This window comes from Butyrivibrio sp. XBB1001 (assembly GCF_000424505.1).
Classification (GTDB): Bacteria; Bacillota; Clostridia; order Lachnospirales; family Lachnospiraceae; genus Butyrivibrio.
Genome location: NZ_AUKA01000014.1, coordinates 84,111 through 104,381, shown reverse-complemented (window position 1 = coordinate 104,381; position 20,271 = coordinate 84,111). Strand labels below are relative to the sequence as shown.

General features: G+C 41.9%; 16 protein-coding genes. 4 read left to right on the top strand and 12 right to left on the bottom strand.

Annotation, left to right across the window (positions count from 1 at the left end):
• Positions 1-247 precede the first annotated feature (247 nt).
• Positions 248-1,126, top strand: a complete 879-nt coding sequence (locus tag G631_RS0112230) for a tyrosine-type recombinase/integrase (RefSeq protein WP_026489411.1) — start codon at positions 248-250, stop codon at positions 1,124-1,126.
• The gene (locus G631_RS0112225; protein ID WP_026489412.1) at positions 1,119-2,270 is read left to right on the top strand and encodes an IS91 family transposase; all 1,152 of its coding nucleotides are present in this window, start codon (positions 1,119-1,121) and stop codon (positions 2,268-2,270) included. The genes G631_RS0112230 and G631_RS0112225 overlap by 8 nt, the downstream gene beginning before the upstream one ends.
• Before the next feature lie 383 nt (positions 2,271-2,653).
• Here the strand turns inward: G631_RS0112225 and G631_RS0112220 are convergent, their stop codons facing one another.
• From G631_RS0112220 to G631_RS0112210, 3 genes are all read right to left on the bottom strand, one after another.
• Positions 2,654-3,292: a phosphoribosyltransferase family protein gene (locus tag G631_RS0112220; RefSeq protein WP_026489695.1), complete on the bottom strand. Its 639-nt coding sequence runs from the start codon at positions 3,290-3,292 to the stop codon at positions 2,654-2,656.
• Between the two features lie 88 nt (positions 3,293-3,380).
• Positions 3,381-3,668 carry a hypothetical protein gene (locus G631_RS0112215; RefSeq protein ID WP_026489694.1) on the bottom strand — a complete coding sequence of 96 codons (288 nt, stop codon included), beginning with the start codon at positions 3,666-3,668 and terminating at the stop codon, positions 3,381-3,383.
• A gap of 79 nt (positions 3,669-3,747) precedes the next feature.
• A complete protein-coding gene (locus G631_RS0112210) occupies positions 3,748-6,174 on the bottom strand; it encodes a beta-mannosidase (protein WP_026489693.1) in 2,427 nt (808 codons plus the stop codon).
• Between the two features lie 159 nt (positions 6,175-6,333).
• On the opposite strand from G631_RS0112210, the gene G631_RS0112205 reads away from it, so the two are divergent.
• The gene (locus tag G631_RS0112205) at positions 6,334-6,858 is read left to right on the top strand and encodes a helix-turn-helix domain-containing protein (protein ID WP_026489692.1); all 525 of its coding nucleotides are present in this window, start codon (positions 6,334-6,336) and stop codon (positions 6,856-6,858) included.
• Between the two features lie 101 nt (positions 6,859-6,959).
• On the opposite strand, the gene G631_RS0112200 is transcribed toward G631_RS0112205, so the two are convergent.
• The 9 genes from G631_RS0112200 to G631_RS0112160 all read right to left on the bottom strand — a co-directional run bounded on the left by G631_RS0112200 (position 6,960) and on the right by G631_RS0112160 (position 18,537).
• Positions 6,960-7,334 (bottom strand): response regulator, encoded by a 375-nt coding sequence (locus G631_RS0112200; protein WP_026489691.1) that lies wholly within the window; start codon positions 7,332-7,334, stop codon positions 6,960-6,962.
• 85 nt (positions 7,335-7,419) lie between these two features.
• A complete protein-coding gene (locus tag G631_RS0112195) occupies positions 7,420-8,469 on the bottom strand; it encodes an ABC transporter substrate-binding protein (protein ID WP_026489690.1) in 1,050 nt (349 codons plus the stop codon).
• A gap of 15 nt (positions 8,470-8,484) precedes the next feature.
• Positions 8,485-9,531 (bottom strand): ABC transporter permease subunit, encoded by a 1,047-nt coding sequence (locus tag G631_RS0112190; RefSeq protein ID WP_026489689.1) that lies wholly within the window; start codon positions 9,529-9,531, stop codon positions 8,485-8,487.
• The gene (locus G631_RS0112185; RefSeq protein WP_026489688.1) at positions 9,532-10,629 is read right to left on the bottom strand and encodes an ABC transporter permease; all 1,098 of its coding nucleotides are present in this window, start codon (positions 10,627-10,629) and stop codon (positions 9,532-9,534) included.
• On the bottom strand, positions 10,626-12,140 hold the full coding sequence (locus G631_RS0112180) for a sugar ABC transporter ATP-binding protein (RefSeq protein ID WP_026489687.1): 1,515 nt from the start codon (positions 12,138-12,140) through the stop codon (positions 10,626-10,628). Before G631_RS0112180 ends, G631_RS0112185 begins: the two co-directional genes overlap by 4 nt.
• Before the next feature lie 80 nt (positions 12,141-12,220).
• Positions 12,221-13,210: an ABC transporter substrate-binding protein gene (locus G631_RS0112175; RefSeq protein WP_026489686.1), complete on the bottom strand. Its 990-nt coding sequence runs from the start codon at positions 13,208-13,210 to the stop codon at positions 12,221-12,223.
• A gap of 138 nt (positions 13,211-13,348) precedes the next feature.
• A complete protein-coding gene (locus tag G631_RS0112170; RefSeq protein WP_026489685.1) occupies positions 13,349-14,677 on the bottom strand; it encodes a sensor histidine kinase in 1,329 nt (442 codons plus the stop codon).
• Positions 14,674-16,299: a response regulator gene (locus G631_RS0112165; RefSeq protein WP_026489684.1), complete on the bottom strand. Its 1,626-nt coding sequence runs from the start codon at positions 16,297-16,299 to the stop codon at positions 14,674-14,676. Before G631_RS0112165 ends, G631_RS0112170 begins: the two co-directional genes overlap by 4 nt.
• A 93-nt stretch (positions 16,300-16,392) precedes the next feature.
• Positions 16,393-18,537, bottom strand: coding sequence for an ATP-dependent helicase (locus tag G631_RS0112160; RefSeq protein WP_026489683.1), 2,145 nt, complete (start codon positions 18,535-18,537; stop codon positions 16,393-16,395).
• A gap of 201 nt (positions 18,538-18,738) precedes the next feature.
• Between G631_RS0112160 and G631_RS0112155 the strand changes: the two genes are divergently transcribed.
• Positions 18,739-20,238 (top strand): hypothetical protein, encoded by a 1,500-nt coding sequence (locus G631_RS0112155; RefSeq protein ID WP_026489682.1) that lies wholly within the window; start codon positions 18,739-18,741, stop codon positions 20,236-20,238.
• Positions 20,239-20,271: the final 33 nt, after the last annotated feature.

Sequence of the window (20,271 nt, the reverse complement as noted above, 5' to 3'; positions counted from 1 at the left end):
GAACTAAGTCGCTGCGCGACGGCCTGCCAAGGCTGTGCGCAGCGTTTTTACTTTTAGAAAGGCGGTAGATAGTGACTCCTAAAAGGAGTATTGTTTAAGTTACCACACCAAAACAAAACCACTACTTCCGCCTATGAAAAGATTAACATTTTCTGTATTTCTTCACAACTCTTTACTGCTGAGAGTCCGCCCTCCTCCGGAAGAATGTTTTTTATCACTGAAAATATTTAATTCTGGAGGATTTTTAATGAATAACGAAATTAGAAAGCAACTCAAAGAGGAGTGCTTTATCAGAAACTTATCACCGCGAACCTGCAGTATATATGAGTATCATATCAGCAAATTTATCGCATGGAATGATTGCGAAAACATTGATGAGCTGACTATTTACAATGCCCGCGACTATATACTGGAGAAACGTAAGGATGGGAAAACGACGGGATATTGCAATGGTATTAATTCTGCGCTCACATTTTTTTATAAGCATATACTCCATCAGCCATGGAACCACGACATTGTTCCACGCATGAAGCTGGAATGGACTCTCCCACAAGTCTTAACCCGCTCTGAAATAGAAAAGCTTGTAAATACAGCCAAAAACACCCGAAACAAAGCAATCATTGCATTGATCTATTCATCTGGATTAAGGGTAGGTGAAGTTGTGAAGCTTGCTCCTGGTGATATATATATGTCCACTATGCAGATTCATGTCCGTAACAGCAAAAATCATGGTGATCATTGGAGCATTCTTTCAGAACGGACGCTTGAACTTCTAAAGCAATACTGGCATGAATGCCCGGAGGAAAGAGACACTCTATTTGTTACTCTTCGCAAGCCTCATAAGCCTTTGAAAACAGGCGGTATCGAGATCATGCTAAAAAGAATTGGTGCAGAAGCAGGGATTGATGTACACCCTCATATCCTACGCCATTCTTTTGCTACACATCTTATAGAAAATGAAACGCCCAGAGAGTATGTACAGACTCTGCTAGGACACAAATCTCCTTCGTCCACTGCCATTTACGTTCATGTGACGAATAAAGCAATTATGGGAGTCAAGAGTCCTTTTGATCTTCCAATAGAGGAAGATGCTTCAAAAGACAATGAGGGCAAAGGGGATGAATAACGTGACCATACAGGATGTATTTGAGCAGTTCCTGCCTATGGTCGCTGACAGATCATTTTCTGATGAGCAATTCAGAGCAATCCAGTGTATAAGATCCTGCCGCACTGCAGAAATGGGTGCGCATGTAAGTGAGTGTGAATCCTGTCATTCAAAGTTTATACATTACAACTCCTGCAAGAACAGGCACTGCCCCATGTGCCAGGCAATGGAAGTTGATGAGTGGATAGACCTTCGACGTGAAGATGTACTGGATGCGCCGTACTTCCATACTGTATTTACTGTGCCGGGGCTTTTGTATCCTTTGATCTACTCCAATCAGAAGCTTCTTTATGATGCACTCTACCATGCAACTAATAAGACTCTGTCCGAGCTTTCCAAAGATACCAAACATTTTGGCGCAAAGATAGGCTACATCTGTATTCTTCACACATGGGGATCCAAGCTTAATTATCATCCGCATATTCATACGATAGTTCTGGGTGGTGGACTTGATGCCAAGAATCATTGGAAGGACAAAGGAAATAAATTCTTCTTGCCAGTTAAGGTTATGTCAGCTGTCTTCAAAAGATACTATCTAGAAGAACTTAAATACCTTTATGAGTCCAAGAAGCTATCTTATACCGGTGGAGCTGAAAAGCTAAGGAATACCTATGAGTTCAAAAGTCTACTTGATAAGCTCTACGCCATGGATTGGGTTGTTTATTCCAAGCGAACATTCAAAGGAGCACAGGAAGTCTTTAAATACCTGGGTAAATATACTCACAGAATTGCTATAAGCAACAGTCGAATTCTAAGTATAGATTCTGAGAATGTAACCTTCGCGGCAAAGGACTACCGTGTAGATGGCAAGTACAGGCCTATGACTATCTCAGGAGAAAAGTTTGTGTCTCGCTTTCTTCTGCACATACTTCCTAAAGGATTTGTAAGAATACGCTACTATGGGTTACTTGCCTGCAGATGCAAAGCACAGAAAATGACTCTATGCAGGAATCTTCTTGGATGCGAGCAGTATCTTTCCAGGCTCAGAGGTAAGACAACTGCTGAAAAAATCAAGATTCTTTACAACCATGACATTTGCAAATGTTCCAAATGTGGTGAACCTCTCATCACTTTTCGCTTGGACGGCAGATATATGCTTTGTTGAATAAATGGATCTCATATCGATAGACAAGCCTTTTCACGAAGGCTTATTTTGCGTGGAATAAAGACTGTATTTGAGAATGACTGATGTCCTTTAGCCGGAAACAATGATAAGATTTATATAGATGGTGGCAGATTGAAATTCCACAGCCCCCCGGACGCGACTTAGTTCACTCTGATGAAAATCGGTCTGAAGCCCAAACAAAAGGACAGATTTAGGATATATGAAGTCTGTTTTTTTGTTTGGTCTTACACCGATTGTTCACGTTACTATATAATGGCTCACCATGTAAATATACTTTAAATACAGCAAATAATCTACGCTTATTTCTGTAGATACGCGAAAAAAGAAGCTCCCCAAAAAAAGGGAGCTTCCTGAAAAAACTATCAAACTGTTGAATAGCCGTATCCATTGCAGATCGCATCTACAGGAGTTCCTGCCTTGCAAAGTGGGCAGTTATCGTGGCTGTAACTAGCATAATCAGGAAAATCACGCAATGAAAACAGCGATCTGATTGCTACGTTCTCTATCTGTGTTGCAATTGAGAATACAGCGGAGATACCTGCTGGTTCTCCCTTATAAAATCTAATGGAATCAAGAGCCGTCTTAAGAGTTCCTCCAGTCGTTATAGAGTCTGTAAGGATCAGCACCTTTTTACCATCTATCATGTGCTTGTTATTCTCTCTGAACATCATCTGGCCATTAACATTAGTCTCCGGCTGGGTAATATACATGGTCTTATGGGAATTCATAGAAATTATCCCTGCCTGGGTAAGCTTGTTAGCAAGATAAGCGCCAACAACTTCCATTCCGTTAAGGCACAAGATAGTATCTATAACTTCTGATGCCAGATACATCTCAGCCAGCGCTTCACCTGTTGCCCTGGCTTCCTTCATTCTGGCCTTGGTATCGCACAGGTCCATATAGTAATTAACATGAGAATGTGGTGTTACAAAATGTCCTGGTGTAATCCTTAAAATAACATCACTGTGTCCTGAGTACTGAACCTTTTCGTAGTTCTGCATTATGCGTACCTCCCCATTTTTAGGTCCTAGACTATGTGTAACACATTAATCATATCATTATTTCGTATGCTTTACCACTTATATTCGCTCATTCTTTTTTGTCTGCCTCTCGAAGCTTCTTTATACCTTCAAGAGCTGTTTTATATATAAGCGCCATATGCCTTGATGCTGGATCACTCATGTCGCATTTACTCTGCATCAGCTTAAAATGCTGGATTGCTTCGTCGATGACTGATTTTGAAATAACATATCCGTCACAATATAAAGTACCAGTCTCAGGATCGTATCTTGACTCCTCAAATCTGGTTTTAGCGTAATCTCCAGCGCCCATACTGGCCGCAAGCTGATTGATTAAGTCTGATCTGCTATCTGCCATACCAAAATCTCCTTTCACAGGAAAATTTTATCATATATAAGTACGGCAAAACGTTAAATTTTTATAATATTTCTAGGGTTCAGATGCCTACTGACCTAACCCTTAACACGTCAACTTCTCCGCTTATTATCTTGATTCTCTTCTCAGACGCATTAAGGTCAAAATAGTTATCTGAGAGCAAAAGATCATCATTGCCATTGCGAATTTCAACGCTCTTTGCATAAGCATCTGAAGAGATGACGATTTCATCTCCTTCAAGCCTTGCCTTAAGGTGCGGATCAGCAAACTTAAAGTGCTTGGGTGGGCAAAAGAGCACAGTTCCCTCAGAGATGACATTGCCATCTTCGAGCAACTGATAGCTTACATAATTTTCATGAAGGTCAGCCTGATCCATGTTTATTTCATCAAGCCAGTTTGTAGAAAGAGCCGCAGCATAGAGCTCTTTTTTACCTTCTTCGATAACAGCTGCTTTTGAATCTCTGAGCTGCCATCTGACCTCAAGATCCTTTCCATCCATGGTTTCATTTTGGACATTTAGTTTAATAGATTTAACAATAGGATCCGCATCATCGTTGACAGATACTCTCTGATCAAGATAACCTCTTTCCTCACAGGAAATAAGTACTGGCGCAAAGAACCTCTTAGCATAGTACTGAAGTGCCTTCCATCTGCCCTCATAATCTATTGATGCCCAGGAAGCTACAGGCCAACAGTCATTGAGCTGCCAATATACTGTGCCCATGCATCTTCCCCTGTTTCTTCTAAAATGTTCAACCCCATATCTGATAGCATCTGCCTGCAAAAGCTGTGAATAATAGACAAGCTCATCAAGACTCTCAGGATAAAGATATGTCTGGCTCATATAGTTCATGATCTTGCCGTTAGCAGCGCTATTTCTCTGATGTTTCTCCATCACGTAGGAAAAGATATTTCTATCCTCAGGTTCTGTGAAGGTTTCAATAGTCTTTACAGCTGGGAAAGACTGGAATCCAAACTCAGAGAGATATCTGAAATGGAACTGGCGATAAGCTGTAAATGGCTGATTACCATGCCAAACCTCCCAATAGTGGGCATCTCCCCTATTCTCATCATTAGGATTATCAAATCCTCCACCAGATGAAGGGCTTGCTGGCCAGTAATAGGTCTGCGGATCCTCCTTTTTCAGAAGCTTAGGGAAAAGATATTCATACATCTTGACGTAGTCTGACTTTAAGGTAAATTTCGCTCCCCAATGCTCCTGGCCTACAAATAATTCCATCTCATTGTTACCACACCATAGTCCCAGACTTGCATGATGACGAAGTCTTCTCACATTATCAATGACCTCTGCTATGATATTCTCTTCAAAATCCTCTGACAGTCTGTATACAGCGCAGGCAAACATAAGATCCTGCCACACAACAAGGCCCAGCTCATCGCAGATATCATAGAATTCATCCTCTGGATAATATCCACCGCCCCAAACTCTTATGCAGTTAAAGTGAGAATTTTTGCAGTGAGTAAGAAGTGTCCTGGTTCTTTCTTTATTAACTCTGCTAAGGATATTGTCCTGAGGGATATAATCTGCTCCCATGGCAAATATCTTGACTCCATTTACAACATGGCAGAACTCTTCACCATACTCGTCCTTCTCCCTGGAGATAGTCATTGTCCTTAGACCAATTCTCTTTTCCCAGACATCAAGGACATCGCCCTTTGCATTTCGAAGACTAGCCTTAACAGTGTAAAGAGGCTGTTCTCCATAGCCATTTGGCCACCAGAGCTGAGGTGTTATAAGCTCTACTGTCTCGTTGGAATTGATCTCATCAGCAATAACCTTGCCCTGGGGATCTGTTACAGTAACAGTTGTTATATAATTATAATTTCCTTCATTTCTGGCATCAAATGACAGTGTAACACATCCATTATGATGATCCTGTCTGACATAGAAGGATTCAAATCTTGTCTCGTTAATTCCTACAAGTGACACTGGGCGCATTATTCCTGCATCAGGAATCCTTGGGCCCCAATCCCATCCGAACATATAATGAGCCTTGCGGATCTTAGGGAAGCCCTTAGAACAATCTTCTGAGCCCAGAACAGGGTCTTTCTTGAATTCTTCTCTTATAAATTTGTTAGGAGAATGAAATACAATCCTAAGGTCATTTTCAGCCTTTAAAAGCTCTTTTACGGCATATTCATATGTTCTATGCATATTGCATGGGTTTCCTAATAAAACGCCGTTAAAATAGACGTCTGCAATTGTATCAAGCATCTCAAAACGAAGAAGCACCTGGCTGCATAAAAAGAGTTCATCTGCTTCCTCAAGGGTAAAGCTCATCTTGTACTCATAGTCGTATTCCATAAGTGCAAGGGCCTTGTCCTCATTATCTCTATAATAGGGATCTTCCATCAATCCATTATTCATAAGATCTGTATAGACGGTTCCTGGCACAGTAGCTTTGTACCAGTTATCCTGGTCCATTCTGCGCATAGTCCAGTTATCATGTAGATTTCTTGTGATCATATCTTGTTCCTCTCTTTGGAATATATATATCAGAACTATTATACACACTAGTTGCGGTCTAAATCTATCCATTAATACTTCATTTTTGGTACAAAATAGGATAAGATATAGGTGTTTGTTATAAGGGGTATTTATCGGGAAAGGAAATATTTCTAAGCTATGGGAAAAAGATCGATCAGGGAGAACAAGAACATCTATTTCGAGAGCCGTGAAGCGGCTGGACTTACCAGAGCACAGGCCAGTGAACTTATTGGAACTATAAGTGAGAGCCGACTTGAGAAAATGGAGACTGGCAAGACTGCCATTTATCCAGAGGACGTTGTAGATATGGCTCTTGCCTACAAGAAACCTGAACTTTGCAACTACTACTGTACACATGAATGCAGGATTGGACAGGAAAATGTTCCTGAGGTTAAGCTTTCATCTCTTTCAGAGATTGTACTTGGCATGCTTTCTGCTCTTAATTCATTGGACAAGCAGAAGGAAAGACTTATCGACATTACTGCTGACGGCGAGATTTCAGAGGATGAGCTTCCTGATTTTGTAAATATACAGGAGCAGCTCAACCAGATTGACCTTACTGTAGAATCTTTAAAAATCTGGATGGCCAACACAATCGCAGAAGGCAAGATAGATAAGAACAAGTTAAAAGAAGCTGCAGAGAAGCGCAAACGCGCTCGCTGATTCTTTTAACAAATTTCATATTAGGGAATCTGAAAAATAAGAGCCTGGCTGATATTGTATGATCAGTCAGGCTTTTTTCTTTTATTGTATTAAATCATTCATTACTCATCATCAATGTCAAAGACTTTATTAACAGCAGTGATAACGTCAGAAGATGTAAAAGGCTTTATTATAAAGTCCTTGGCTCCGCGCTTTATTGCCATAACTATCATGTTCTCGTACTTTTGGTCAGAACACATGATAACATTGGCCTTAGAGTCATATTTTATGACCTCTGTAAGCGCATCAATGCCATTCATTTTGGGCATATTAATATCCAGGATCATAAGATCCGGCTTTTTCTCTTTATAATACTCCACAGCCATAGCTCCGTCTGTGGCTTCTCCAACGATCTGAAATTTCTCAGGATCAAGGGCTGATTTAAGCATTTCTCTCATAAATGTTGTATCGTCGGCCAGAAGTATTTTCCTCTTCATAAGAACTCTCCTTTACGAATTAACACAATGCCTAAATATATTATGACTACTATTACATCAAATTTACAAATAAAATATTGATAAATTAGTCTCCAATATCCTGAACCTTATATGTCACACCATCTACCACCACTTCAGTAACTTTTTCGTTAGAGCTAAAGAGCTTTTCATCTACATAGTTAAACTTATCAGGGGTCTCTCCCTTGACCAACGCATCCACCAGAGCCTTAACCCTTGGCCCATGCAGAGGATTACACTCAGCAATGCAGGAAATCTTACCATCCTTGGCATAATCGAGAGCCTCCTTGTTGACTCCGTCAAAGGAAACCACCATGATCTCGCCGTTTCTAATGTCTGAGCCAACCTTTTTACCGGCTTCTTCCAGGGCATCAATTGCGCCTATAGCTTCGTTATCGTTCTCGCAGTAGACAATATTGATATTGTCAAACCTCTCCAAAAGAGCTGCCATAACTTCATAGCCCTTGGTTTCAGTAAATTCACCGGATACTTCCGCCATAAGATCCCATCCGTGCTCTCTTGCTGCATTAGCAAGGCCTCTGCTCCTTCCAATCTGGGCTGTGGAGCCTATTGTTCCCTGAATATTCACGATATGAACATCAGAAGGAGCCATGTTGATACTCTTTGTATAGCTGTCTATCCATGCAGCCATCTTCTTGCCCTCAAGCTCAAAGTCTGAGCCCACCCAGCAGGAATAAAGAGATTTATCAGCCACATCCACTCTTCTGTCCACTAAAATTACAGGAATACCAGCATCTCTTGCCTCAGAGAGAACAGAATCCCAGCCGCTTTCGGTTACTGGTGCCAGGACAATATAATCCACTTCCTGCTGGATAAAGGTTCTGATAGCTGTTATTTGATTGGTCTGCTTCTGCTGGCCATTTTTGTATATGAGAGAGTATCCCTCCTCGGGGACAAAACTGCTCTGCATGGAAATAGTATTAGCACTTCTCCAGTCAGATTCAGCCCCGAGCTGTGAAAATCCAACAGTTATAAGGCCGCTATCCTCCGTGATCTCTTCAGTTACCTTATCTTCCCTAACAGTACTGCTCCCGCAGCTGGCTATTACAGCCACGCCCAGGAGCAGTGCCATTGCTATAGTAGCAACTTTTTTCATATAAGTATTATTCCCTCAACTCTTCAAGGCTTTTCTCTTCTGGATCATTACTACACTCTGGATCAGCAGGAATAAACAAAGCATTGCAGCATTTGTAATACCTGTCCACCATGCATCATCAAGTCCGGCTGTTGAAACGATTGTCTGGATAGTCTCAAGAGAGAGAACACCAAATAAGGTTCCAATAATGTTTCCAACACCGCCTGTAAGCATTGTTCCGCCAATGATTGAAGATGCGATCGCATTCATCTCATACCCCATAGCGTGGCTGGCAGAACCAGAACCTACATGAAGGAAGTAAACATATCCGCCGATACCTGCCAAAAGGCCACTGATAACATGAGACATGAACTTTGTTCTTCTGACATTTATTCCGAGCATAAGAGCACTCTGCTTGTTTCCACCTACTGCGTAGAAGTTTCTTCCAAGCTTTGTCCAGCGAAGTACCACAAACAATATTACCACAATAACGAGGGCAACGATTACACCAATTTCAATCTGAGCTGGAAGATAGTTACCTTTTTTGTTATAAACACCAAGACCTGGTACAACAATCTTTGTATCTTTCAGCGCTACAAGAACAGGATTCTGTACGTTATGAGGTGCTGTATGTACTTTTGTAGTCATACCTCTTGCAAAGAACATTCCCGCCAGCGTGACAATAAAGGGCTGAATATCGAAATAAGCTACAAGGAAGCCCTGAACAACACCAAAGGCAAGACCTATAGCCAGAGCAATTGCCATTGATACCCAGATGTTTCCGCCTGTCTCACTATCAAGATATACAGCGCAGCACATAGAAACCAGCGCCATTACGCCTCCAACGGAAATATCAATACCGCCAGTTATCATTACAATACTAAGTCCACAGGACACGATAATAAGTGATGAATAGGCATTTAAAATATCAAGGAATCTCTGGGGTTTGGTAAAACCTCCTCCCATGAATACAATTGCTCCAATGTACATTACAAAGAATACTACGATTGTGATTGTGAGCAGCAAGGTTGTGTCATTTACCCTTGTAAAAAATTTACCTTTTTCTACTTTAGTCTTTTTCATTTAAGCTGCCTCCTTTCTTGCTGGAGCCAGTTTTTTAAAGAATCTTCCAATTCCATCTCTTACTGTTGGAGCTGAGATTACTACAAGAGCAATAACAACCAGCGCCTTGTAAACTGATAACTCCTCAGAAGGAACATCAAGCTTGTAAAGTGTTGTTGTCAGGAACTGAATGATGTATGCGCCCAGGATTGAAGCCCACATATTAAACTTACCACCTGAAAGAGCATTACCACCAAGGGCAACCGCAAGAATTGCGTCCATCTCTATATCTTTTGCTATAACAGAGTAATTGATGGTTGAAAGTCTGCTGACCTTGATGAGAGCAGCAACTGCAACGCAAAGTCCCAGGATAACAAAAGCCAAAATCTTGATAAATACTGGATTAATGCCATTAAGTCTTGCTGACTTCTCATTGATACCAACAGACTGAGTATAAAGTCCAAGGTTGGTAAACTTGAGAAGCAACGCAATAATAAGCATACATCCAAGCATGATAAATACTGTAGTTGGAATCGGAATTCCAGGTATTACTCCGCCAAAGTATGAAAACTTGGGATCTGGAACGATTGGAAGCTCATTATGGTTGATCCAGGCTGCAATAGATCTTCCAGCTGTGAAAAGAATCAACGTAGCTACCATTGGCTGTATTTTGAAGACAGCTACCAAAACACCGTTAAACAGACCGCAGGCCATACCAACAAGGCAAGCCACTAAAAATGCAAGAAGTACTGAATGTGCATTTTCCTCTGGGTGAGCTACGCCTCCACAGATGATCCTGAGCATTGCTGAACCAGCAATGGCAATTGTTGCTCCAACAGAGATATCCTGTCCTCCTGAAGCAGCTGTAACAAGTGTCATACCTATAGCCAGAATACCAAGTTCTGAACCGAAGTCCAGAATAGTTATAAGGCTTCCTGAAAAAATAAAATTACCTGCGTTATTGTATCCAGGTGTGATCTTGAAGAACGCTGGGTCATGTACCAGGTTGATTATCACAAGGATTACTACCGCCAAAAGCGGGATAAAGAGCTGGTGTCTGACCACCCGCATTAAAAAGCCAAGCACTGTTGGCCAAATTTTCTTTTTCTGCTTACTCATACCTTACTCTCCCCTGCGATAGTGCTCATAATCTTATTCTGGGTCAGATCTTCGCCAGAAAGCTCGCCTACCACCTTTCTATCTCTCATAACAACGAGCCTTGAGCACGTTCTAAGCATTTCATCTGTCTCAGAAGAAATGAAGGTTACACTCATTCCCTCTTTTGCCAGTTCCAGAACAAGCTTCTGGATATCAACCTTGGTTCCTACGTCGATTCCTCTGGTAGGCTCATCAAGGATAAGATACTCAGGATGCATAAGGAGCCATCTTGCCAGAATAACTTTCTGCTGATTTCCACCTGACAAGGACTTTATAGGTGTATCTGCAGAAGCAGTCTTGATATTCAGCTTACTAATATATTCCTGAGCAAATTTGTTGGCCTGAGCCTTGCTAAATGGCTTGAAGAAACCGGTCATTACCTGCAAAGCCAGAATAATATTATCCCTTACGGAAAGATCTCCGATAATACCATCGTTCTTTCTGTCCTCCGGAAGATAAGCAATTCCGTTCTTCATGGCATCCTTAGGCTTGCCTATCCTGATCTCCTTGCCATGCATCTTTACTGTTCCGCCGATGACTCTGTCAGCGCCAAATATAGCTCTTACGCACTCACTTCGTCCGGAACCGAGAAGTCCGGTAAATCCGTTAACTTCTCCCTTTTTGATATGGAAATCGAAAGGCTTTATTCCAGCCACACTCTGCAGCTGTTTTGCCTCAAATACCATTAAATCCTTGTCCTTGCCGTCGTATGCGCCACCTTCGCCTTTGATGTCTGAGAGGTCATCCATCTCTTTTCCCAGCATCTTGGCAACCAGCTCTACTCGTGGAAGATCCTTGATCTCATATTCTCCAACAAGCTGACCGTTACGAAGAACTGTGATCTTGTCGCATACTTCATAAACCTGATCCAGGAAGTGGGTAACAAAGATGATTCCTACGCCCATGTCCTTAAGATCTCTCATAAGTCCAAAGAGCTTTTCAACTTCCTGCTCATCCAGTGAAGATGTAGGCTCATCAAGGATTAGAACCTTACAATCCATATCTACAGCTCTGGCAATGGCAACCATCTGCTGAACCGCGATCGAACAGTTTGCAAGCTGCATTGTTGCTGTTGCCGGAATGTCTAATTTCTTAAGAAGAAGCTCGGCTTCTCCGTTCATTTCTTTCCAATTGGTAAAAGCTCCCTTGCCTCTACCGATAAACATATTTTCTGCCACCGTCAGGTTTGGACACAGAGTAATTTCCTGATAAACAGTACTGATCCCCAATCTCTGAGCATCCTGAGGCGAATGTATCTGAACTTCCCCGTGATCTTGCAGGCTTATAGTTCCCCCATCCTTGGGATATACACCTGTAAGCACCTTTATAAGCGTGGATTTTCCAGCACCGTTTTCGCCCATAAGAGCATGTATTTCTCCTTTGTTCAAAGAAAAATCCACATTCTGGAGAGCTTTGACGCCAGGGAATTCCTTTTTTATGCCCCGCATTTCCAACACTCTTGATTCTTCCATAATTCCACCCTTTGCAAACTAGATTTCATTTAGAAAAATAGCGGTGCGGGGAGTCCGCACCGCTTTCGTTTTACTGCATATTAGATCCCATAGTTATCAACATCGTCCTGAGTAATTGTTGTTGCGTCGAAGCCCTTCTCGTCCATGATGATTGTCTTCTGTGAAAGTGTTCCGCCACTCTCAAGAGTCTTGATGATGTCATCAATGTAGCTAGCCTGGAAAGGATTGCATTGTCCATCATAGTTCCAGTTCTGTGCAAGAAGCTCTTCAAGTGCCCACTTGTTGCAGTCAAAGCCCATAACAACAACGTCTTTTCCAACACCGTGTGAGATACCAGCTGCGTCAAGAGCTGCTACAGCGCCCTTAGCCATATCGTCGTTCTCAGCATAGATTACGTTGAACTTTTCGCCAGAATCGATAACTGACTGAACGATCTGCTGTGCCTTCTCAGCGTTCCACTCAGCTGTCTGCTGCTTAACGATGTTCCAGTTAGCTTCTGCAGATGCCTTAGCATCAAGAGCACCACTACGTCCCTGCTGAGCAGCACTACCCATAACACCCTGGATATGGATTACGTTGTACTCAGAAAGGTTCTGGCTTGCAAGCCAGTCAACTGCTGTCTGGCCTTCCTTAGCCATATCTGAAACGATTGAAGCCTCATAGAGACTAGGATCAGCATCAATAGTACGGTCAAAAAGAATAACCTTTACGCCTGCATTCTGAGCATCCTTAAGAACTGAATCCCAGCCTGCTGTATCTGCTGCTGAAAGAAGAAGATAATCAACATCTTCCTGAATGAAGTTCTGAGCTGCCTGAATCTGCTCGTCGTTCTTTAAGCTGTAGGCAAAAGAAGCATCATAGCCGTTTGCCTCTGTAAATTTAGCCTTGAGGTCAGCGTCATTAGCTGTACGATAGCCAGACTCGTTAGGGTCGTTGTTGATAATACCAACCTTGATAAGTCCATTTGAAGCTGCGCCTTCACCAGAAGCTGCAGGTGCCTGTGATCCGCAAGCTACAAGGCTCAGTGTCATGGCTGATGCCATAAGAATTGACAACACTTTCTTCATCATAACAAATAATCCTCCTAAAAACTGTATTCTAGCCGGGCCTATTCCCTAGCTAAGAATAATTTTAGCCTTTAGGAGGAAAATTAACATGGAATTATAAATCAAAAATAGTTGATATTTTTATGATTTTTTAAGATGGTTTCATTTTTTTACGGAATCGGTTAAGATTTTCGGCAAATGGATAACAACATCGGTACCTTTTCCAAGTTTGCTGTCAACCGTAATTCCATATTCATCACCAAAATTAAGCCTTATACGCTCATTTACATTATAAAGCCCATAAATAGCAGTCTTATCAGGGTTATTCTTTATTATTCCTTCCCTGACTTCCTTAAGGCGCTCTTCATCCATACCTGCGCCATCATCATGTACCTGAATTGTGAGCTCATCTTTGTTTTCAACGCCTGTAATTGTTATCTTACCGCCGCCTCTTCTGTTCTTTATCCCATGATATAGAGCATTTTCAACTATTGGCTGAATAGTGATCTTGGGAATACAGTAATCATAGATATCCTTGGCCACATTGATTTCGTAAGTCAGAATATCCTGATACCTTACCTGCTGGATTTCCAGGTAACTTGTCACATGCTGAAGTTCCTCGCGGATAGTGACTATCTCTTTTCCCTTGTTAAGCGAAGCCCTGAAAAACTCGGACAGACTTCCCACCATGCTCACAACCTGCTTCTGATTGCCAGCTTCCGCAGACCAGACAATTGCATCAAGGGTATTATATAGAAAGTGCGGATTTATCTGGGCCTGTAAAAGTTCAAACTCCGCTTTTCTAAGCTGTTTCTGCTCCTCCTTGACCTGATCCTCGATTGGCTTGGTGATCCAATTAGGCATCCAGAAAGATATCAGAGCAATGGCTGTCAGGATAGCCGCAAAGATAACGAGTGATATTTCAATTGTCTTCTTGAAAAGCTCTCTATTTCTGCTTTGTGTCACCTGAAGCTGCCTGTTCTCATAATAGATATATTCGTTGATTGTTTCCTGCAAAAGACCTGTCACTATCTGAACATCATTCTCCCAAATAGTGATATTGGCCTCATACTTATTACCATATTCCAGGTTTTCTTTGATCCTGTCAGTATAAGTCTCAAGGTTATTTAAGTATTTCTCCGCACTGGCAAGTCTCTTTTGATTATCATGAGTATCCGTGTAATCCTTAAGACCATCAACCACTTTTCTTGCATCCTGTAGAAGCGTTGGAAGATTTGAATCTTCCCAGGTCACGTTGCCTACAATCAAAAGATATGTCTCATAATCAAAGTCCTCTTTAAAATCCAGACTGAACTCACTAGCCGCAACTACGCTGTTTAGCATATCCTTGTATCTTTCGTTAGTCATCCAGAGCCCATGGAAAACATATATCATAAAAATGATATTGGGCAAAAGAATCAAAAGATAGGATATACGTATCTTGGTGGCCAGTTTAGACTCATGTTCTCTAGCTCTTTTACCAAAAATCACTTTGCTGCCTCCATGCTCATCCCGCTTCTATACTGAGTTGTCGTAAGTCCCTGTGTTTTCTTGAACAAATATGAAAAATAGTGTGGATCCTTATAGCCCACGAGCATTGCAATCTCATTGCTCTTTTTGCTGGTGGTACTAAGAAGCTCTTTGGCCTGATCCATTCTATAATCCGTCAGATATTTTATAAAAGGCTGTCCTGTTTCCTGCTTAAATACAGCGCTTAGATGATTAGGAGAAAAATTCACGTGTTCTGCAAGGATATTAAGAGACAGATCTTCCTCGCCATAATGCTGATAGATGTAGGATATAGCCTCTTTTATCATGTCGTGATACTTGCCGGAATTATTATTGTCCCTTATTTCTATGGCCTTTTTCAAAGTATCTGTAAGATATTCCTTGGTCCTTGCCTCATCTGCCAGGATTTCAGGAGTGGGAACCTCCATTTCGCTTCCCAGATCACTCTTTGAAACTCCAAGCTCGTTCTCAACAAAGTCAGACACGCAAAAATACATGTCCATGGCTATATATTGCCTGAGCATAGTTGATCTAATGGCGCCAGGCCCCATACCATTAAAGAACTCCATGAGAAACACTTCTGTTTCTGAGCCGTCGCCTCTCCTTAAGAATTCTCTAATGTGCTTTCTATCTATATGTTTAGGATCGATTGCTGATAAAATCAGGTTCTCATTTACAGGCTGCAGAACCTCCTCTGATCCCATCAAAAATCCATTATCTGAAGTTAGATAGATGTGAGCGTAGGCTCTGCTGGCCCATCTAAAGGACTCAGGAATCTCAGTGATCCTGCCTGCGCACTGTCCCACTCCGCCAAAGTACCTGATGTGGCTATATTCAGATATCATGGACTTTATGTCATCGACACACTTTGCTATAGCTTCGTTTATTACCTTGTCAGACTCTCCCTTGAACAAAAGAGCTATGCCCTCGATGTTAAGGTCAAAGTAAACGGCGCCATATTTCTGCGCTATCTCACGTATTTTCTTTTCAATTTCTATTACACTGTCGGAATATTCAAAGGATTCATGTCTCGTTGACCAGAGCTTTAAAAGAACAAGATTGTAACAAGGGCCTGAAATATCGATACCAAGCTTTTTAGCCCCTTCAACCAATTCTGAGAAGCTCTTGCCGCCTTTTAACAGGTTTCTAAAGAACTCCTGCTTATCAAGCTCAGTCCTTTCCTGCATTTCTGCTTCATAGCGCTTGGTTGCTTCTCTCTCCTGCTTCTTTTCCATAGCTCTTTGAGCCAGGGTGTCAACTTCCTTTAAAAGATTATCCCCACTTATGGGTTTACTAAGATAGCAAGAGACGCCTATTTTAATAGCCTCTCTTGCAAACTGAAAGTCCTCATATCCAGTTAAAAGAATTATCTCAATCCATGGAAATTCTGCCTTGATCAGGCGGCTAAGTGAAAGGCCGTCCATAAAAGGCATTTTGATATCGGTTATCACAATATCAGGCTGAGCCTTCTGTATCATGGAGTATGCAACCTCTCCATCAGAGGCCTCTCCACAAAAGTCATAGCCATGCGATTCCCAATCAATATTATTCTTGATCCCCTCACGAACAACAAACTCGTCCTCAACAAGAAATACTTTAGTCATAACGCTGCCCCGCTTCAAAAAGTCCCCCTCAGAACTCTAAAGGTTATTTTATCACACCCTGACGGATTTACGACAGTCTTTTATTGCTAACTATTATGATTCTTCTAATATCTTCATGCCGGTAATAAAGGCAAAGGGATAGACGAAAATCTTCTCCTTGCCAGAGTCAAACTCTACAGTAAACTTGGTGGGAATTTCATCATCATCATAGCTGACATCAGCGATCACGCCGGCGCCATATTTTTCTTGAAATACCCTCTCCCCGATTATTAACTGCTTAGGCACATTCCCAGAAGCCGTCTTTTTGGCTTCTGGTTTAACAAAAAGCGGCGAAGCCGCGATTTTTGGCGGATTTTTTTGCTTTTGCGTAACGCTTGTTTTCTTATCTTTACCTGTTAGTTCTTTTACAAATGTAGATCCTTTATCATCATATTTAAAGATTGTGAGCCTGTCTTTTGCCCTGGTCATTCCAACGTAAAAGATTCTGCGTTCTTCCTCAAAGTCCCTGATATCCTGAGGACTGGCCTTATCCGCCTTTTTTACAACCTTACTTGGGAAAACTCCGTTCACAACATCCATCAGTATCACATTATCGTACTCAAGGCCCTTACTGGAGTGAATTGTTGACAGGATGAATTTTGCGCCATAATCCGGCTCTTTTTCCGATATGATAAGTCGCAGTTCCTCCAATCTATCAAGGAAGGACTTTATGCTATCCTCTTTTTTGGCCAGCATTTTCAGTATAAAGAGCTTATTGGTGTCAATATTGTTGGTTTTTAGATACTCTCCATAGCCCATAAACTTATCAAGTCTGTTTATTGCTTTATATGGAGATTCTGTAGCCATATTCTTAAAATGCGTGCGCAAAGAGCGCAGATTACCTAACACTCTTTTATTTATGTCAATTTGTTCAGCCGCATCCAGGATCCCGCAATGGCTATTATCCGCTATATAGCACATGGATTCAGCCTCTGGCTTCCTAAGATAGGTCTGAAACTTGAAATATATCTTCATGAAAAGCTCTGGATCAGCCGGTCTTAGTGCAAACTCCAGCATATTAGTCACATCAACTACAACTCTGTGGGTAAAAAAGCCCATGTCTGCGCTCTTGATCCTATATGATATCCCTTCTCTCTCAAGAATATCCACAAGAGGAAGGGCACTTTCATTATCTCTATATAGTACAGCAGTCTGGGAGTCCACATCCTGCGCCACTTTCAGAAGGTAGCTGTACTGCGCTTCACGGCTACTCATAGAAACAAGTCTGATATCACTTTCAGGTGCCTTAGTAGCGCACATATGCTTCTCATGCCTACTCTTATTATTCTGGATAAAATAGTCTGCCGCCTGAACAATCTTGGCATTGGACCTGTAGTTCTTGTCCATTACAAGGACCTTGGCGCCTGAATGCTCTTTTTCAAAGTTTAGTAGCGCATCAGGATATGCCGCACGGAATCCGTAAATACTCTGATCCTCGTCGCCTACCATAAAAAGATTCCCATTCCTTCCTGATAGAAGAGCAATTATCATGTGCTGGATCTTGGAAGTATCCTGGGCTTCATCAACGCAGATATATCTGTATTCGTTCTGGTAGTAAGAAAGAAGATCTTTTGACCCCTTCAGCATTCTGTAAGCGTAGATCATCTGATCATCGTAGTCCATGAGGCTTCTTAGCTTAAGCTCATTGTTATATAACTCATATATCTTATTAAGATCAATTCCCTGCTCTTTTCCTAAATCTTTTATCTCTTTTTCTGTAAGGCACATGTTCTTACAGTAGGTTATAAGCGTGCGGATAGCCTTAATATCACTCTCTGTCGGGTACTCTTTTACCACCTTAAGATAAATGTCAGTCAGGATCTTGCCTGTGATCTTCTCATCTGTAACCAGTTCAAAAGAGCTCTTTCCTATTAGTCTTCCATAATGGGCTATAATTTTAGCACAGATGCCGTTTATGGTACGAAATTCAAGCCTTCCGCCAAATTCACCGCCAAAAAGCTTTTCAAATCTTGCAGCCATATCCCTTGTAGCCGCAACCGTGTATGTTAATGTCAAAATGTGCTCTGGTGCTATTTCCTTACAATAAAGCATATAACCAAGCCTATTGACCAAAACTGTTGTCTTGCCGCTTCCTGGAACCGCCAGTAAAAGAACTGGTCCTTCCACTGTCTGCACTGCCTCTAACTGCTGATCATTCAACCTCTGCCCGTATTTTGTAAAAAATTCTTTATCTGTCATAACTACTTATTTCCTTGAAGATGATGCTCTGCGCATGCCCTTTATGTCTTTGCCTGCTGCATCACAGTTTACTACAAACAATCGTTTCCGGGCAAATCTATAAAATCATATCGCGTTTTTTGTTTTTAGGATATTTTAAGGTTCTATTGGTATTCTTCATTCAACAAGATCCACAAAACCTTTTGAATCGAGGAGTAAAAAATGAAGAGAATCGAAATAAAGAAGCTAATTCCATACGTATCTATAACACTTATGTGCATGTCACTTTCGGCTTGCAGCCAGAACACAACAGCGACAGAAGTAAGTAGTGAAGTGGTTTCAGACGCAAACTCACAGGAGGAATCATCTCAGGAACAGGCCGAAGCACCAGAAAAGCCCGATGGAGAAGCTCCTGACGGGGAAGCCCCAGGGGAGCCACCTAGTGGAGAAAAGCCTGACGGAGCACCTGGAGATGCGCCAGGAGGCGGATTTGGCGGCGGTGGAATGAGCAGCGCTGACATAGATTACTCTGGAGCTGTAGAAATCACAAGCAGTGATTCACAGGACGGTCAGACCTATGAGAGCACAACTGCTGATGAAAGCGCACTTTTAATTGCAACAAGTGATGATGTGACAATTACAAATGCAACAGTTACCAAGACAGGTGATTCTGACGGAGGCGACAACTGCAATTTCTACGGACTTAATGCTACAGTCCTTGTAAAAGACGGATCTACAACAACTATTACAGATGCAAACATTACATCTGATGCAGATGGCGCAAACGGTGTATTTTCATATGGTGGAAATGGTGGCCAGAATGGGGCATCAGGAGATGGAACAACAGTCATCATCTCAGATTCAACAATCACTACAACGGGTGATGGCTCAGGCGGTATCATGACAACTGGTGGCGGAATCACAAAGGCATCAAATCTTACAGTAGAAACCAGCGGCCAGTCATCTGCAGCTATCCGTACAGACCGCGGCGGCGGAACAGTTACTGTTGATGGCGGAACTTATACAACAAATGGCCTCGGCTCACCTTCAATCTACTCAACAGCTGATATTACAGTTTCTAACGCAACACTGGTTTCAAACTTATCAGAAGCTGTATGTATTGAAGGAATGAACTCTATCACACTTACAGACTGTGATATGACTGCCAACAACACAAAAATGAATGGAAACGCTACTTTCCTTGACTCTATCATGATCTATCAGTCCATGTCAGGTGATGCAGATAGCGGTACTTCATCTTTTGATATGACTGGCGGCAGCCTTACCAGTGAAAATGGCCATGTGTTCCATGTAACAAACACAAATGCTGTTATCAGCTTAAACAACGTTAAGATCACCAACAAGGATTCAGAAAATATCCTTCTCTCTGTCTGCGATGACGGATGGAGTGGCGCCGACAATATCGCAACTGTTAATGCTGTAAACCAGACCCTTGAAGGAACAATCCTTGTAGGCAGCAATTCAACCCTTACACTTAACCTCACAGAGGGATCTTCCTTTACCGGCTCTATCAGTGGTGAGATCACAAATGCCAAAGGAGACACTGTTTCCACAGAAGTTGGCGAAGTTAATGTAACTCTGGATGATGACAGCACCTGGACTCTGACCGCAGATACCTATATCACATCCTTTGATGGAGATATTTCAAATGTAGATAGCAATGGTTACACCCTCTATGTAAATGGAACAGCGATTAACTAAACCGCATAGAAATACGGCTCAGCCTGCAAATAG